The 16,831-nt window shown below is 67.2% G+C and carries 12 protein-coding genes; 3 read left to right on the top strand and 9 right to left on the bottom strand.

Annotation, left to right across the window (positions count from 1 at the left end; translation table 11 throughout):
* The first annotated feature begins 4 nt into the window (after nucleotides 1–4).
* Nucleotides 5–829, top strand: a complete 825-nt coding sequence (locus tag D7V97_RS24550; RefSeq protein ID WP_233583163.1) for an N-acetylmuramoyl-L-alanine amidase — start codon at nucleotides 5–7, stop codon at nucleotides 827–829.
* On the opposite strand, the gene D7V97_RS24545 is transcribed toward D7V97_RS24550, so the two are convergent.
* From D7V97_RS24545 to D7V97_RS24515, 8 genes are all read right to left on the bottom strand, one after another.
* Nucleotides 805–2,607 carry an alpha/beta fold hydrolase gene (locus D7V97_RS24545; protein WP_120613066.1) on the bottom strand — a complete coding sequence of 601 codons (1,803 nt, stop codon included), beginning with the start codon at nucleotides 2,605–2,607 and terminating at the stop codon, nucleotides 805–807. The two genes, D7V97_RS24550 and D7V97_RS24545, sit on opposite strands and share 25 nt — an antisense overlap.
* Nucleotides 2,604–4,364 (bottom strand): O-antigen ligase family protein, encoded by a 1,761-nt coding sequence (locus D7V97_RS24540; RefSeq protein WP_158623449.1) that lies wholly within the window; start codon nucleotides 4,362–4,364, stop codon nucleotides 2,604–2,606. The genes D7V97_RS24545 and D7V97_RS24540 overlap by 4 nt, the downstream gene beginning before the upstream one ends.
* A gap of 147 nt (nucleotides 4,365–4,511) precedes the next feature.
* Nucleotides 4,512–5,114 (bottom strand): hypothetical protein, encoded by a 603-nt coding sequence (locus D7V97_RS24535; RefSeq protein ID WP_147444966.1) that lies wholly within the window; start codon nucleotides 5,112–5,114, stop codon nucleotides 4,512–4,514.
* Between the two features lie 359 nt (nucleotides 5,115–5,473).
* Nucleotides 5,474–6,775: a serine protease gene (locus D7V97_RS24530; protein ID WP_120613063.1), complete on the bottom strand. Its 1,302-nt coding sequence runs from the start codon at nucleotides 6,773–6,775 to the stop codon at nucleotides 5,474–5,476.
* A gap of 133 nt (nucleotides 6,776–6,908) precedes the next feature.
* Complete coding sequence (locus D7V97_RS24525) at nucleotides 6,909–7,877, bottom strand: pyridoxal-phosphate dependent enzyme (protein WP_199728922.1); 969 nt, start codon at nucleotides 7,875–7,877, stop codon at nucleotides 6,909–6,911.
* Between the two features lie 31 nt (nucleotides 7,878–7,908).
* Nucleotides 7,909–8,610 (bottom strand): HEAT repeat domain-containing protein, encoded by a 702-nt coding sequence (locus D7V97_RS24520; RefSeq protein ID WP_158623448.1) that lies wholly within the window; start codon nucleotides 8,608–8,610, stop codon nucleotides 7,909–7,911.
* A gap of 30 nt (nucleotides 8,611–8,640) precedes the next feature.
* Nucleotides 8,641–9,195 carry a hypothetical protein gene (locus D7V97_RS44255; protein ID WP_147444965.1) on the bottom strand — a complete coding sequence of 185 codons (555 nt, stop codon included), beginning with the start codon at nucleotides 9,193–9,195 and terminating at the stop codon, nucleotides 8,641–8,643.
* A 12-nt stretch (nucleotides 9,196–9,207) separates the two neighbouring features.
* Nucleotides 9,208–9,561, bottom strand: coding sequence for a hypothetical protein (locus tag D7V97_RS24515; protein ID WP_120613060.1), 354 nt, complete (start codon nucleotides 9,559–9,561; stop codon nucleotides 9,208–9,210).
* Nucleotides 9,562–9,811: 250 nt separating this feature from the next.
* Here D7V97_RS24515 and D7V97_RS44250 point away from each other — a divergent pair, with 250 nt between their 5' ends.
* On the top strand, nucleotides 9,812–10,009 hold the full coding sequence (locus tag D7V97_RS44250) for a hypothetical protein (RefSeq protein WP_147444964.1): 198 nt from the start codon (nucleotides 9,812–9,814) through the stop codon (nucleotides 10,007–10,009).
* Between the two features lie 39 nt (nucleotides 10,010–10,048).
* On the opposite strand, the gene D7V97_RS24510 is transcribed toward D7V97_RS44250, so the two are convergent.
* On the bottom strand, nucleotides 10,049–11,038 hold the full coding sequence (locus tag D7V97_RS24510) for an ADYC domain-containing protein (RefSeq protein ID WP_233583160.1): 990 nt from the start codon (nucleotides 11,036–11,038) through the stop codon (nucleotides 10,049–10,051).
* Between the two features lie 393 nt (nucleotides 11,039–11,431).
* On the opposite strand from D7V97_RS24510, the gene D7V97_RS24505 reads away from it, so the two are divergent.
* The coding region (locus D7V97_RS24505; protein ID WP_120613058.1) for a non-ribosomal peptide synthetase at nucleotides 11,432–16,831 on the top strand (5,400 nt) is incomplete at its 3' end.

The following is a 16,831-nucleotide window of genomic DNA, read 5'->3' as shown; positions in this document are numbered from 1 at the left end:
CCCCATGGAGGTTGCGCCGCCGCCCTCCCTCAAGGCTTCTGCCCCCACCTGGCCCGCGCCGGGCGCGCCCCTCACGAAGCTCGCGGTGACGGTGCCCCGAGGCTTCCGCAAGAAGCGCATCTACCTGGATGCAGGGCACGGCGCGGACGGCAACACCGGTAATCGGTCGGTCCTATGCGAGGACGAGCAGGACTTCACCCTGCGGGTAGGGTTGGATCTCCAACGGCGACTTGAGGCCACGGGACTCTTCGTCGTGAGGCTCAGCCGCGATGCCCCTGGGCAGCGCGTGGCCTACCCGGCCCGGGTGGTGGCGGCGGAGGCCTGGAATGCGCACGCCTTCGTCAGCCTGCACTCGGACGCACGAGGCCAGGCGCAGCGCTGGCATGCCACGCCGGAGCGCCAGTGTCCCCGGCAGGACGCCACGCCCGGCTACAGCGTGCTCTGGTCGGACGAGGGCTCTGAGCCCCTCAAGACGCACCGCGCCACCCTCGCCCGGGCGCTGGCGCGGCGCATGGAGGCGGCGGGCTTCCGCCCCTATGACGGCGTGGACTACACGGGGCTGTATGACGGGGACGCCGTCCAGCCAGGCGTCTTCGTGGACCGCCACGCCCCCGAGCGCCGCATCATGGTGCTTCGCCGGCCGCGCATCCCCTCGGTCATCATCGAGACGTACCACGCGCTCGATTACGAGGAGAACCAGCGATGGAAGGAGGAGCGCACGCTGGACGCCTTCGCCGCGGCGGTGGCGCAGGGGCTGGTGGAAGCACTGGCTCCTCCTCCGGCGCCGGCCAACACCGCTCGCCCTCATAGCGCAGGGATGGCCGAGTAGACCTGCGCCCAGGAGCGGAGGTGGTGAAAGTGATGCCCCTCGCGCTCGAAGACGCTCCACGACCCTTCGCGTGAGAGGGCCGCGGGGCCCAGGCACTCTTCGATCTCCCGCCGGGCCCGTGCGGGCGCGAGCACATTGTCGTTCGCGCCGTGAAACGCCACCAGGCGCGGTAGGGCCGATCGCGGGCGGCGGGCGATGTGAGCCAGGCTCACCGTGGAGACCAGGACGGCCGCGCCGCAGCAATCCGGTTCGGCGATCATGGCGGCGGCCACCAGCGATGTTCCATAGCTGGTGCCAAGAAGAACCACGCGCTCGCGTGGCACGCCGAGCTGAGCGACACAGGAGTCGAGCGCGGCCAGGACATCGAGGGTGCGCTCCTGATCGTTACCCGCCCGCTCGAAGCGCGCGCCATACCCCGTCGAGCCTCGATAATTGAGGTTCAGCACGTGGCAGCCCGCGCGGAGCACCACCTGGACCCGAGCGTCCCATACCGGCAGCTCTTGCAGCCTGGGGCCTCCATGCACCACGACCAGCGCGGCGGGCCCTGACGCGGCCTGGGTGCCCGAGCGCCACAGGGTGGCCGGCAGACCCAGCCCATCCCTCGCGCGAATCTCGACATCCGTGCACGGGGAGACCCACGCCGATGTCGCGCGCGCGACCACCACGGGCTCCTGGCCCGAGGACACCTCCAGCAGCGCCGGAGGGCTCGCCCGGCCGACATGCGCCGCGAAGACACGCCCCCCTTCGGGGGCTCCACTCCGCAGGTTCACCACGCCGGTGGCCGGCCCCAGGGAGCGCAGCGCTTGGGTGTCAGTCCGAGCGCTCATCAGCCTCGCATCTCCACCAGAGCTCACTCGGAACAGGAGCTCGGAGGATCCGAGGTATCTGGGCTCGCTCACATCCCCCGGCAGCTGGGCCACCACGCTCTGGCTTCCGGAGCGCAGGTCGACCTCGACCAGGGAAAAATACTCATCGGCTTCCCTGCGAAGGGTCGCGGCCAGGGCCTTGCCATCGGGGCGCCAGGACAGATGGCACAGCTCACCCTGCTCGGCCACGTGAAGGGTTTGAATGCCTGGCGAGTCCAGCGACACGAGCGCCAAGGAGCCTGGCTGCTCGGCGCCCACCAGCGCGATCCGCCGGCCATCCGGACTCCATGCCGGCTCGCTGCGCGTCGTCATGGGAGGCCCCACGCGCTGCCACTGGCCGCTTTGAGGGTGGAAGACAACGGCCTGCGAATGACCCGACGTCACGGTGTAGAGCAGGCGTTGGCCATCGGGTGACCAGCGGATGGGAGCGGCGGCGGACCGCGTGACAGGGGTCTGGGCGGAGGTGACCTGTCCCGTGCCGATGTCCAGGAGATACAGGGCAAAGCGCCGATCACCGCCCGAGCAGGCCAGGAACGCCACGGTCTGCCCTTTCGGACAGAAAGAGAGCGCAAGCTGCGTGTCGGGCGACAGCGTGGAGGCCACGGTGGCACCGGTCGCACGGTTGATGACCCGAAGCTCGAAATCATCCGCTCGGAATATCTTCTCGAGCTGCCAGCGGCCGTCTCCAGAGGCCGTGACTGGCACCTTCCCATGTTCCTCCAGAAACGAGAGCACCTCCCGCACGCGTTCCGCGTCGGGTCCCTGCCCCGAGGAGAATCGCAGCCCCGCGCGGCGGGCCAGAAGTCCGCCGCCAAGGGCCGCGAGCCCAGCGAACGCACCTCCCAGGAGCCGGCGGCGGCCCAGGGACGCAACTCCGGCGCCCGCGCGGGTCGTGTGCTGCCGCCGCGTCATGGACGCGCCTCCCCAGCCTTGGCGCCCGATGATTCACGCGACAGCGCGTCCTTGAGCTGGAGTTCCGTGCCGGGGTCGTGGGGCTCGATGGCGTGTGCCCTTCGGAGATAGTCCGCCGCGGTGCTCCACTGCCCCTGCTGTTCCGCGCACCGAGCGAGCACGAGCAGGTTGTTGGGTTCGTTCGGCAGGTAGGTGTCCACCACGGCCGCGGCCGGAGCCAATGTCGAACAGCCTTCCCTGCGCGCGCTCATGATGACAAGGAGCGCCTCCAACGGAGGGAACTGGAACCGGCCGAGACGCAGCACGGCCGTGGACGAGAAGTCCTCGGAGAGCGACTTCAAGGCAAGGTAGCGCGGAGCGGAGATGCAAACAGATGCGACAGCCGCCAGCGAGACCCAGATGCCCGCCCAGGAAGAACTGAACTCCACGCGACGGTCGCAGTCGCTCCGCAGCATGCCCGCGACCGCTGCCACCAGAGCGACAGAGGGAGGGCGGGTCAACAATGCATCGAAGCCACTGATGACAAGCGCGACGACCAGACTGCCCAGGGTCGCCAGGGTCAATAAGTCGCGTCCTTGCGTGACGCGGCGACGTGCGCCCACCAGCAAGGAGAGCGCCATCGCCGCGGCCGCCGCCAGGCCGAACAGGCCGGTCTCGACCGCATGGCGTAGCAAGTCAGAGGCAGGGTTCCAGAGCGGACCAATGAATCTCGCGTGTTGCTGTGTCGCAGCATGCGCGAATCGCGGAGCTTCACGGCGCCAGCGCCCCGGCCCGAATCCAAAGAGCGGCTGGGCGGAGAGCATGGCCAGACCTACTTGATGCTGCTCGACGCGGCTGAGTCCCGTCCCGCTGTCATATTCGAGCATGCGTGAGACGGACGATTTGAGCGGAGCAGAGTCCTTCCATCGGAGCCCCGCCCAGGCCCCCGCATTCAGCGCCGCTGCGGCAACGAGCGCCGCGATACACGCGCTGATGAGCCCAGATCTTGGCAACACAGGCAGCATCCCTCGGCGCTTCAGCTCGATAAGCGCGGCCGTCGCGAGCAGGCCCGCGACCAGCAGCCCCATCCAGCTGCTCCGTGCGCGGCAGAGCGCAACCGTCAACAGGAGCGTCGAAGCGGCGAACGTTCGCAGGGGATGTGGCTTCAGGGTGGCTCGCGCCAGGGCCATGGGCACCAGGATGGCGCAATAGCCACCCACCGCGTTGCGGTTGGCGAACGTCGCCCCCGGGCGTCGCGCGAGCTCCCACAGCAGCTTGCCTCCCGAGGCCTCATGGAGCGCGATCAACGCGACGATGACCCCAGCACCCACGAGCCCGTCCGCAAGCGCGTCGCGGCGCTTGCCCGCGGCCTCGCAGGCTGTCGCCACCGTGACGAATGCGCTGAGCTGCAGCGCAAGCCAGGGGAGACTGAAGGGGGCACTGAAGCCATTCGCCGCCATGGCAAGAAATCCAGCTGCCAGATAGCCGAGTGCCGCCAGATCAAAGGTCGTGATTCCCACGCTGCGATGGCGCCAGGTGCTGGCGCAGGCGAATGCGCATGTCACGGCACCCGCGGCGAAGGCGAGGTGCTTCGGAATCACGAGTCCGAGTCCCTTGAGAGGGGAATTCGTCGCGTCCGGAGAGACCGCCAGTGCCGTTGCCGTGACGGTGGCAATCACCGCCCAGAGCGTGGGAGTGAAAGGTCGAGCGAGCGCGGCCTTCCAGGCGAACGGCTCCGTTGGCAAGAGCCCGAGCTGTTCAAGCAGCTTTGATGTCATAAGGCCGTCTCTTCTTCCCTGCTCGACCTCGGTGACATGGGCCGCGTGCGCAGGATTCCTCTCCATCCGAGAGGGGCCCCCTGCACAGCGCCTCCCCCGTGTGAGCGGTGCGAACCGAAAGGCCGCTCACGCGGGCTCAAAAAGCTCTCAGGGCTCGGTCTCTTCGCACTCAGTTCTGACGTAGCACTCATCGAAGCAGTAAGGGCCGGGAACGTGACACCAGCGGATGCATACCACGTACTCAGTGCACACCAAGGTCTGCTCCGATACGGTCCCCGACCCGCTTGCATTGACTGGAGTCCTTGTCACAAGGGTGCCCATGGATTCGAGCTGGGCAGCCTCTGTCGCGGAAAGGTCTCCAAAGCTTTGGGCCGAGGGGGTCAGCCTGAACGATTGAGTCCGCACGGCCAGCAGATCGTGTCCCTTTTCCTTCATCGCACTCAGCCACGTGTCCATCGGCTGTGCAGCTCCATCGCGCGGGATCAGCGTGATGCGGCTGAAGTCGATAGGGGCTTTGGAGAAGTCGACGGTGTAGACAACTCCCTCCTTGCTGAGATCCAGCACGAGGTGTTCTCCGGGCTTCAGCCCGGCGAGCGAGTCCGCCGTGATGAGCTGCTGGCGCACCGCCTCCACGGTCGAACTGTCATCCGGGGCGCCGCTGGCGCACCCCGTGAGCCCCGCAATTGGCACCAAGACAAGCATGGCACTGGCGAGCAGAGAGAGTGCGGGGTGCTTCGAGACTTCATTCATGTTTGACTCCATAGCGATGGGACGGGGGTTGATACGCATCAAGGCTGGGCTCCGGCTCGTGGGACGAGCCGCGCTCCGCCTTGAAGTGAATGAGCCCGTGAGACGGAGTTTGATGCACGAATTCTGCGGGGCCTGGCCGAAACGCGCTCTGCCCGCTCTCTTCATTGGGTGATGTAGGGGGAGTCGAAGGGATGGCGCGCGCCGGCAACGTCGAGAAGGTTCTTGCCGAATGCGGCTTCCCGGATGGCGAGCGTGTAGCGCCCGGTCCCGAGCGAATGACCCTCGCGGCCATCCCTCGAGGGACTCGAGCCCGGCGCGGGCGGTGACGGACGCCACCGCCCGCGCCGGTCCTTCTGGGACTACTGGACGGTGTACGCCACCGTGCCGCTGCAGCTCCCGCTGGAGTAGCAGCCAGCGCGGATCTGGTAGGTGCCCGCCGTCGTGGCCGTGAAGCTCGCGTAGGACAGCGTGCCGCAGGCGTCGTCGTTCGAGGCCACCTGGGTGGTGCCGTTGTACAGGCGCAGGTACGTGTCACCCGTGCCGGAGGAGCCCGGCACCGTGCAGGTGCCGAACTTGAGGGTCTTCCCGGCGGCCAGGGTGACGTTGTGGTTGACGGTGTTCTGGTTGGCGCCGTTGGTGTTGGTGGCGGTGAAGGTGAACGTCACCGGCGTCGGGGGCGGCGGGTAGCCCGCGCACAGGCGCGTGCTGGTCGCCACCGCGCAGTACTCGTCAATGGCCGGCCGCACGTAGGTGATGTCCTCGCCGCGGCAGCCCGTCTCCGTGCAGGTGTTGACGATGCTGCAGCTCCCGTTGGTCGTGTAGTCGGTCTCGCCGCGCACCAGGATGCCGGCCACCGTGTAGCCGCTGTTCTCGTACACGCCCGAGCCCGAGTTGCCGCCGAACGTGTCCGTGGTGGCCACGAAGTAGTCCAGCGTGCCCGAGCGCGCGTCACGCACCGAGCCGCCCGAGTCGATCTTGAAGGGAATGCCGCTGCCCGAGCCGATGACCGTCACGTTGGTGCCCACGGCCAGCGCGGCGTTGCCCGCGCGAATGGGGGCGGGCGTGAAGCGCGGGGTGGCCGCCCGGTCCAGCCGGACGATGGCGAAGTCCAGGTTGCGCCCGCCCACCGTGGCCTGCTGGCGCGCGACAATCGCCTGGCAGGAGAAGATGTCCGCGGTCGTCACCGTCTGCATGGCGCCGGCGGCGGTGCGGTAGAAGTTGAAGACGAAGCGCGTGCTGCTGCAGGCCGACGCGCTGGTGATGCAGTGGCCCGCCGTGAGCACCAGGTTGTCGTCGATGAGCGTGCCGGAGCAGAAGGCCGGGGTCAGGTCGTCCAGGAAGCGCTCGGAGGTGCAGAGGTTGTACGCGGAGCGCAGCGTGGACGCGTTGAAGGTGACGTTGTTGGGGTTGGTCGTGTTGAAGTCCGACGGGCTCATCAGCGCGACGGTGGACTGCTGAGCGCGGGCGCGCAGCGTGGCGTCCGCGTGCGCGTACACGTCCGTGCGGTTGTCGGTTCCGTAGACGACGGGCTGCTTCTCCGTGCCCATGGGAGTGTTGGCGGTGGGCTCAGCCTCCGGGGCCGGGCCGCAGGCCACGAGGGAAAGGGTACACAGCAGCGTTGCGAGCAGCGTCCTACAACCGGAAGTCCGGGGGATTCGCATGTGCTGAACACTCCTTGAGGGTGATGACCGCCCGCCAGGGGGCGAGCAGTGGACCGCATGCTCGCGCCAACCATGCACTCTCCGCAATGTGCACTTAACGCGAAGTTACGGTAGTCCCCGGAGTTCCTACAGTTCAGGGTCCCGCGGGCACGTCCCTGGCAAGTGCGCGGCGTGAAGCCTGCTCCTCGCGCCACACCACGAGCTTCGCCATGTCCACGGCAATCCCGCCGCACACCACGAGGAGTGGCCGCCGGTAGGGCGCCAGCACTTCGAGCCCCTGGTACGCGACCGCGAGTGCGGCGCCGCACGCCGGCTCGACGAGGATGCGCAGGTCATCGGCGAACTGCAGGCACGCATCGAGCGCCTGCGAATCGCTCACCGTCACGCTGTGGACCGGGTGGCGGCGCGTCCAGTCGAAGGCCGCCTGCGCCACGCGCTTGGCCCCCAGCGTGGTGGCGATGGAGGTAATGGCCGGCAGGGTGACGAGCTTGCCGGCCTTCACCGCCGCATGCAGTGAAGCGGCACCCTCGGTTTCCACGGCGATGACCGGCACGTGTGCCAGCTTGTTGCGGTGCAGCCCCTCCAGCACCCCGCACATGAGCCCGCCGCCTCCCACCGCGCAGACCACCACGTCGAAACCATTCTCGGCCTGGGCCACCGCCTCGTCGATGAGCGTGGCGTTGCCGTCCCAGATGTCCGGGTGGTCGAACGGCGGCACGTACGCCGCTTCCCCAGCCCCGCAGCGGCGCAGGGCCTCCTCATTGGCCTCGTCCCAGACGGTGCCGTGCACCACCACCACCGCGCCGAGTGCGGCAATCTGCCGCCGCACCGACTCCGGTGTCGACTGGGGGACCAGGATGGTGGTGGGTACGCCGAGGGCACGTCCGGCAACCGCCGCGGCGAAGCCGGCATTGCCACCGGAGGGACAGATGAGCTGGCGCGCACCGGTCTCCACCGCCCGCTGGCACATCCTTCCGATGCCGCGCAGCTTGAAGGAGCCGGAGGGCTGCAGGCTCTCCACCTTGAGGAGCACGGCCTTGCCGAGCGCAGCCGAGAGCGCGTCGTGCGGGAGCAGGGGTGTGGTGATGTGCAGAGGGCGCATGAGGGTGGAAAATACTATCCGGTCACATCGATCAGGAATTTCTCTTGAGGAACTTGAGTGCTTTCTCCTTCGCCTTGGCGACATCGCCAGTGATCTCTCCTTCCTCGATGTCCTCTCGCATCCCGAAGCGTTTGCTCAAGATGTCCTGCAAGCTGATCAAGATGCTTGCGAGGACGTCTTCATCACGCTCCTGGCTGAGTCCGCGCGAAAGGCTCTGGACGGCTTGTTCCCTGGACTCGGGAATGCGGTTGAACACCTGGTAATAGGCCGTGGCGGCATCCCCTCGAATCTTGGGAACCGGGTCCTCGAGCAACTGCTGCTCCAGTTTCTCCAGGTCATCGAGGGTTCCAACCCATCCGAGAACAAAAGTGGCGACATGACGCACTTCTTCCTGGGGGCTTCGGAGCATCCGGAGCGAATATTCACGTGCCGCACTGCTCTTCATGAGCCCGAGAATGAGGATGACGTCAGCGAGCATCTCCGGGCTCTTCTCCTGCTCCAGCATCTGGAGAAGGAACTTCTCTCCCGCAGCACCTCTCTGGGAGAACGCATCGCGGACAATGGCCAGGAATAGATCGTTGGCGCGGTGGCGCAGCAACTCGTAATGAAACCTGACGACCGCGGGCTCATCTGAATCGAGGAGGCGCTGTGCGAACGTATGCTGCGCCTCTGGGTCCGTGGATGGGTTGTTGAGTGTTTGGAACTCTCGTTCCAGTTCCTTGGTGCTGGTCATTGATGCTCCCATGGCTTCGAAGCTAGCGCCCTACCTGGCTTTTCTTGCTGGCGGGAACGTGTGATACGTGGGGCCGCATTTCTTGTGCTCATTCCTATGGGCGGTAGTGGGCAGGGTTTCCATATTCCATGCCTTGTCGAGTGTGCAGCGCCTGGAATGAGGCACCGTGTAGAGTGGAATCTTGTGAGAGACCTCATAGTCTGGGGGAACGTACTCGCCCTGGGTCTTCAGGATGAAGGTCCGGGCACCAGGGTCCAGCTTGCTCTTGAGGCTTGCCGCGTCTCTCAAAAGAGTCTTTTTGATCTCGGCTTTTGAACGATAATATCTGCAGTCGTGGTTGGCGCGGCCACACAGGGGGCATTTGCCCTCCTTGTTGCAGTTTTGTTTGCTCTTCTTCTTGTTCTTGTTGAACTTGTCTCGCGACTTCTTGGCGGCATCCGTGGCTTTCCTGGCGGACTTCTGGGCTGCTTTCTTTGCCGCCTCCTGGGCTTCCTTTTTCGCCAGGCCCCTGGCGGCCCTCTTCGCTGCTTCCTGAGTCATTCTTCGCAGCAAGAGCCTTCTCAATACCGGACCGAGTATTCCCATGGAAGGCCTCCGTCAGTCGTCATCGACGTACAATTGAGAGTCGATGAACTCGATCAATGCATGGAGCTGTTCTTCGGGCTCGGTTCCAGGTGCTTTCAGCACTGCGGCGATGAGTGGATTGTCGGCAAGGAAGGGACCTGTAGCCAGAGACAGGCAGGCATATTGGGCGACTCCAAGATCGCTCTCGATCCCGTGTCTTTCGGCGCACTGTGCAGCTTTCATGATGTGCGCCGACAATTGATCGTCATCCAGAGTTGCCGTGTGCTCTGGCATTTCTTCGCGTAGGAACATCATGAGTCGCATGCGCAGGTCTCGTTCGGCGGCAGCGTCAAAGGCCTTGAACTGTTCCGGGCGGATGGTCATCATGGTCTGCGGGGTTCCTCACCAGGTATGGATGAACGTCTGCATGCGGTAGTATATTGAGCGCTGAGAATAGCATTGTCTTGGCGTGGGGTTGGTCGCTCTTCCGTGGAATGATGGCGGATGATGCGATGGTCGAATGGCGCTCGGCCTCCTCTCCGATCGTGCCAGCCCGAGCGTTGACGCGAGGACGCGCGAGCGGGGGGCTCGCTTGACACGCTGGAAAGTCCTGCCCCCCAGGCGGCGCGGGGAGGGATTGCGAGATGGCCGAGCCTTCAACGGCCCGCGCAAGGTGAACGAGCGGCTCCGCGAAACCCTGTGCCGGGTGCTGGAGGGGACGCCCCAGCAATCCGGTTGGCGGCGCACGACGTGGACCCGCGAGTTGCTGGCGCGCGAGCAGATGCAGGTGGATGCGTTGCGCAGGCAATCAGCGCAGGGAGGCAAGGCACGATGAGTCCCCAGCACACACGCTTCTTTCCAATGAAAATAATGCCTACCGGTCCTTACCTGGAGAGACAGGGCTCTGGGGCGCTGCATACGACAGGTTCCGCAGCAGCCCAGCCCCAGCGCTCACGTCCGCCCGCCGTACCGTGCACCGCTCACCCTCGCCCAGCTCATCCACCGCGCCAGTCTGGAAGCGGTCGGGACACTCCTGGAGGATCGTCTCCAGCGCACGGCCGTCGCGGGTGCGAGCCATACAGGTGGCCCCGTCCGGTGCCCAGGCCGCCTCGAAGGTGGCCTTCGCGGGATCCCACTCCCTTGAGGCCGTGACCGTCCGCTCGAGCACACCGACACGATCATAGATGTCGATGGTGGTGTCCTGGTGCGTATGGCTTCGGCCGTTGCCACAGTAGTCCGCGCGCGCCATGCGGGTGCAGGCCTGATGCAGGTCGGCCATGGATTGCCCGTCGCGGCAGGCCCAGGGCTTGTATCCCCAGAGGATGCACTTGGTGATGGCGCCGTTCTGACAGGCGAAGGTGAACTTGCCCGGGACGGCCTGCTGGGCACCGGCGACATTCCAGACGCCGCTCACCGCGAGGGCGCGGGGGTCGGGCACCCGGTCCACGGCGACGCAGGGGTTCTCCCATTCCTGGGCCAGCTCATTCCACGCCTCGATGCGGTAGAAGACCATCCCAGGATCCTCGGCGGAGGGCTCGGCATCGCAGATGGCCACTTCCACGGGCTTGCCGTCACTGGCGCTGCCCTGGAGCACGGCGCCAACAACACCGCTGATGGCGGTCCCTGTCTGGGGGGCGGGAAACGCCTCCAGGTGTCCGCCCTCGAGTCGCAGCGCCTTCACGCCGTTCGCCGCCCGGAGCAGGGGCGCGAGGTCGGCCGAGACCAGCACGCTGCTGTGCTCCCCGTGTGCCTCCTCGGTGTTCCAGTCACGACGGGTGCCCCACAGCATCGTTCCCTGGGGTCTGGCGATGCGCTGGGCGGACTGGGATTGGCACCGACGCGCGTAGCGTTCGACGTCGGACACCCCAGGCTTCGGGGAGACCGAAGCTCCGGCTTGCGCAATCATTGGCAACTGAAGGAGCAGGCAGACAATCCAAGACTTCTTCATCCATTCTCTCCGATGTTCAAAAAGGGCCGCACCCGTGGCCTACAGTGGGAGAGAGTCCATGAGCTGGAGAGTCATGCACGGAATCAGCGGATAGGTGATGAACTCGACGAGCGCACCGTCCCCGGGCAGGGTCGCGGTGACCCGGTCGACGATGTTCGCGGGCCCCGGCCGCAGCACAGTCATGAGGTACTACATTCGTACCTGTATCTGTCTGTTCTGCGTGGCGCCGCGGGCGCAACTCCTTTCGGCCAGACGTGGTTCCTCGGGTATCCTGCTTTCCCGAATGCGCCCCGTTGAAAGGAATCCCAGATGACGCCGGAGCCCCTCCTTCCCGACGCTTCCGTCGCCTTCTGGCAGCAGCAACTCCGCGGTGCCCCGGCGCTCCTGGAGCTGCCGACGGATCGGCCCCGGCCTCCCGCGCAGCGACTCCTGCGTGGCACCTTCCAGGGGGGGCTCTCCACTCCGCTCTCGACTGCCCTGGAGACGTTGGCCCTGCGGGAAGCGGTTCCGATCTGTGTGCCGCTGTTCGCGGGCTTCTGTGCCCTGCTCCACCGGTACTCGCAGCAGGATGATCTGGTCGTGGGCACTTCGTCGGACGGAGGAGTCCTCGCGCTGCGCCAGGACCTCTCCGACAACCCCCGGTTCGTGGACCTGATGGCGCGCGTCCAGTCGCTCCATCAGGCAGCGGCCTCCCACCGTTTGCTCTCGTTCGAGAAGCTCGCGCTGCCGCAGGGCTTCAGCCATGCGCCGGTGTTCCAGGTGATGTTCGTCTTCGCGCCGCTGGAGGATCAGCCCGCCGATGCTGTCCGCGCTCGCTGTGATCTGGTCCTCAGCGTGGCGAGGTCACCGGAGGGATGGCGCACCACCTTCGAGTACGACTCCGACCTCTTCGATGCCGAGCGCATCCAGCGCATGGCTTCCCACCTCCAGACGCTCCTGGAGGCCGCCGTTGCTCAGCCCTCGCGTCCCATCGCCTCCCTGCCCCTGCTTCCCGAGGCCGAGCTGCACCGCGTCCTGCGCGAATGGAACGACGCCGTCGCCGCCTTCCCCCGTGACCTCTGCATCCACGAGCGGTTCGCCCTCCAGGCGGCTCGCACGCCCGACGCTCCCGCCGTCACCTACCGCTCCCGCACCCTCTCGTACCGTCAGCTCGATGAGCGCTCCAACCAGCTCGCCTGGCACCTGCGCTCGCTCGGTGTGGGCCCCGAGGCCCTCGTCGGCCTCTGCGTGGATCGATCCATCGATCTCGTCGTCGGCATGCTCGCCATCCTCAAGGCCGGCGGTGCCTACCTGTGCCTCGACGCCTCCCATCCCCCGGAGCGCCTGGCCTTCATGCTCCAGGATGCTCGGGTCAGCGTCCTGCTCGCCCACCAGAGCAAGCTGGAGCGCCTGCCTCCCTTCGGGGGCACCACCCTCTGCCTCGACTCGGACGCCGCCGCCGAGGTGTTGCGGCAGCAGCCCACCGACGCGCTGCCGCGCACCTCCGGGCCGGAGAATCTGGCCTACGTCATCTTCACGTCGGGCTCGACGGGCAAGCCCAAGGGCAGCGCCATCCTCCACCGGGGAGTCCTCGCGCTCGCCTTCGACCCGCTGCTGCATCCCTTCGCGGCTTCCGACCGCGTCGCCCAGGCCTCCAATGCCTCGTTCGATCCCAGCACGTTCGAGATCTGGGGGGCCCTGCTGCACGGTGCGCATCTCATCGGCATCACCGCGAGTCCTGCCCACTCGCCCCATGAGTTCGTGGCCCAGGTCCAGGACGGGCGCGTCTCCGTCATGTTCGTCACCACGGCGGTGCTCCATCTGCTCGCACGCCAGGTGCCCGCTGCGTTCAAGGGATTGAAGACGCTCGTTCTCGGCGGTGAGGCCGCGGACCCGCTCGCCCTGCGTGAAGTCCTCCAGCACGGCCCACCCCAGCGCCTCGTCAACGGCTACGGCCCCACCGAGTGCACTGTCTTCTCCTCCTTCCACGTCGTCGACGCGCCTCCCGCCCTCGGCACCCCTGTCCCCATTGGCCGCCCGCTCTCCAACGGCCCCCTCTTCATCCTTGATCCGCTTCTTCAGCCTGTCCCCATCGGTGTCCCAGGTGAGCTGTACGTCTCCGGTGAGCGGCTCGGTCGCGGCTACGTCCACCGGCCTGAGCTCACCGCGCTCACGTACCGGCCCCATCCGTTCTCCAGCGTCCCCGGTGCGCGCCTGTACAAGACGGGCGACCGCGCCCGCTTCCTCGCGGATGGCCGCGTGGAGTACCTCGGCCGTGCTGACCACCAGGTGAAGGTGCGTGGCTACCGCGTCGAGCTGGGGGAAATCGAAGAGGCCCTTCGCCTGCACCCCGCGATCAAGGACGCCTCTGTCATCGCCCTTGAAGCCGGTGGTGACCGACGGCTGGCCGCGTACCTCGTGCCCCACAACGCGCTGCCCGAAGTCTCAGCGCTGCGCTCCTGGCTGCGCGAGCGCCTTCCCGAGCACATGGTGCCGGCCTCCTTCACCTCGCTCCCGTCCCTGCCGCTCACCGTCAACGGCAAGGTGGACCGACGCGCGCTCCCCGCACCCGAGCCCGCTCGCGGCGATGACCTCTCCTACGTGCCTCCGTCCACCCCCACGGAGCTCACGCTCAGCCGCATCTGGGCCACGGTCCTCGAAGTGGACCGTGTCGGGCTCAACGACGACTTCTTTTCCCTCGGCGGCCACTCCCTGCTCGGCACCCAGCTCGTCTCGCGTGTGAACGAGGCGTTCCGCCTGCGGATGCCGATTCCGCAGATCTTCGACACGCCGACCCTCGCCCTCATGGCGGAGGCCGTCGACGCCGCTCAGCGCATCGAGGTCTCCGAAGAGGGACCCGCGCTCGTTCCCTTCCCGCACGAGGGCGACCAACCGCTCTCGTTCGCGCAGGAGCGGATCCTGTTCATCGAGCAGCTCCATCCCGGGACCGCCACGTTCCGGATTCCCGGCGCCTACCGCATCACTTCTCCGCTCGACGTCTCCCTGCTGGAGCGCAGCCTCACTGAGCTGACCCGTCGCCAGGAATCGCTCCGGACCGTCTTCGCGGAGACCGAGACCGACTTCGTCACGCGCATCCTCCCCGTCCGTCCCTTCGTCCTCCGGAAGGTGGAGGTCAGCCACCTGCCTGCCGCGGAACAGGCGGCGGAGGTGGCTCGGCAGACGCGCCTGGAGCTCGAACGCCCGCTGGAGCTGAGCACGGGGCCGCTGTTGCAAGGCACCCTGCTCCGCTTCCGTGAGGACGACCACCTGCTCCTCCTGACCCTCCATCACATCGTCTCGGATGGCTGGTCCGTGGGGGTCATGCTTCGTGAGCTTCGGACCCTCTACGCGGACTTCGCGGCGGGGCGTCCCTCCTCCCTTCCTCCCCTGCCCATCCAGTACACCGAGTTCGCCGCCTGGCAGCGGCAGTGGCTCCGGGACGACAGATTGGAGCGGCTGCTGAGCTATTGGCGCAACCAGCTCGCTGGCGCACCGCTCCTCCTGGAGCTGCCCATGGATCGGCCCCGTCCGCCCATCCACCGCCTCAAGGGCAACACGCACACGTTCCGGCTCCCTCCCGACGTCTCCCAGGCCATCGAGGACCTGTGCCGCCAGGAGAACGTCACCCTGTTCATGGGCCTGATCGCGGGCTTCAGCGCCCTCTTGCATCGCTACACCGGCCAGCAGGATCTCATCGTCGGCACGCCGCTCGCCGGTCGGATCCGTCCTGAACTTGAAGGGCTCGTCGGGTTGTTCGTCAACACGCTCGCGCTGCGGCAGGACCTGTCCGGCGCCCCCAGCCTCATCGAGCTGATGCGGCGCGTGCGCGAGGTCACGCTCGGCGCCTATGCCCACCAGGAGCTTCCGTTCGAGAAGCTCGTCGGGGAGTTCCACCCCGAGCGCGTCCTCAGTCACGCGCTGGTTGTCCAGGTGATGTTCGTCCTGCAGACCCCCACCCTGGAGCCGCATCCCTCCACCGCGCTCCAGCTGGTCACGGCCGCGGAGCCGTGGGAGCTGCGCACCGGGACGTCGAAGTGCGACCTGATCCTCTTCATGTCCAAGTCACCGGAGGGGCTGCGGGCCACCTTCGAGTACGACACCGACCTCTTCGACGCGGATCGCATCCAGCGGATGGCCTCGCACTTCCAGACGCTCCTGGAGGCCGCCGTCGCTCAGCCCTCGCAACCCATCGCATCCCTGCCGCTGCTGCCCGGGGGCGAGCGCCACCGCGTCCTGCGCGAATGGAACGACGCCACCGCCGACTTCCCACGTGACCTCTGCATCCACGAGCGCTTCGCCCTCCAGGCCTCGCGCACGCCCGATGCTCCCGCTGTCACCTACGGCTCCCACACCCTCTCGTACCGTCAGTTGGATGAACGTTCGAACCAGCTCGCCTGGCACCTGCGCTCGCTCGGCGTGGGCCCCGAGGTCCTCGTCGGCCTCTGTGTCGAACGCTCCGCCGACCTCGTCGTCGGCATGCTCGCCGTCCTCAAGGCGGGTGGCGCCTACCTGCCGCTCGACGACTCACACCCGGCCGAACGCCTCGCGTTCATGCTCCAGGACGCACGCGTCAGCGTCCTGCTCGCCCACCAGCACAAGCGCGAGCGCCTTCCGCACTTCTCCGGTGCCACCGTCTGCCTCGACACCGACGCGGACTCGCTGGGTCGCCTCTCCACCGCGCCACTGCCTCCGACCTCCGGGCCGGAGAATCTGGCCTACGTCATCTTCACTTCGGGCTCCACGGGCAGGCCCAAGGGCAGCGCCATCCTCCACCGGGGTGTGCTCGCGCTCGCGTTCGACTCCCTGCTGCACCCGTTCTCTGTTTCGGACCGCGTCGCCCAGGCCTCCAACGCCTCGTTCGACCCGAGCACCTTCGAGATCTGGGGGGCCCTGCTCCACGGCGCGCATCTCGTCGGCATCACCGCGAGCCCCGCCCATTCGCCCCAGGACTTCGCCGCCCAGGTGCAGGACGCCCGTGTCTCCGTGATGTTCGTCACCACGGCGGTGCTCCATCTGCTCGCACGTCAGGTGCCCGCGGCCTTCAAGGGTCTGACGACGCTCGTGTTCGGTGGAGAGGCCGCGGACCCGCTGGCCCTGCGCGAAGTCCTCCAGCACGGGCCGCCCGAGCGCCTCGTCAACGGCTACGGCCCCACCGAGTGCACCGTCTTCTCCTCCTTCCACCTCGTCGACGGGCCGCCTGCTCTCGGCGTCCCTGTCCCCATCGGCCGCCCTCTCTCCAACGGCCCCCTGTTCATCCTCGACTCGCTCCTTCAGCCCGTCCCCGTCGGTGTCCCGGGCGAGCTGTACGTCTCCGGTGAGCGCCTCGGTCGTGGCTACTTCGACCGTCCTGAGCTCACCGCGCTCACGTACCGGCCCGATCCGTTCTCCACCGTCCCCGGTGCGCGCCTGTACAAGACAGGCGACCGTGCCCGCTTCCTCGCGGATGGCCGCGTGGAGTACCTCGGCCGTGCCGACCATCAAGTGAAGGTGCGTGGCTACCGCGTCGAGCTGGGGGAGATCGAAGAGGCCCTGCGCCTGCACCCCGCCATCAAGGACGCCTCCGTCGTCGCGCGTGAGGCCGGTGGCGATCGGCGCCTCGCCGCCTACCTCGTTCCCCACGATGCGTTGCCCGACAGCTCGGAGCTGCGCGTGTGGCTGCGCGAGCGCCTTCCCGAGCATATGGTGCCGGCCTCCTTCACCCCGCTCCCGTCCCTGCCCCTCACTGTCAAC

This window comes from Corallococcus sp. CA053C (genome assembly GCF_003611675.1).
Taxonomy (GTDB): domain Bacteria; phylum Myxococcota; class Myxococcia; order Myxococcales; family Myxococcaceae; genus Corallococcus.
The sequence above is the reverse complement of the archived record's forward strand: the minus strand, read 5'-3'. Positions and strand labels throughout refer to the sequence as shown.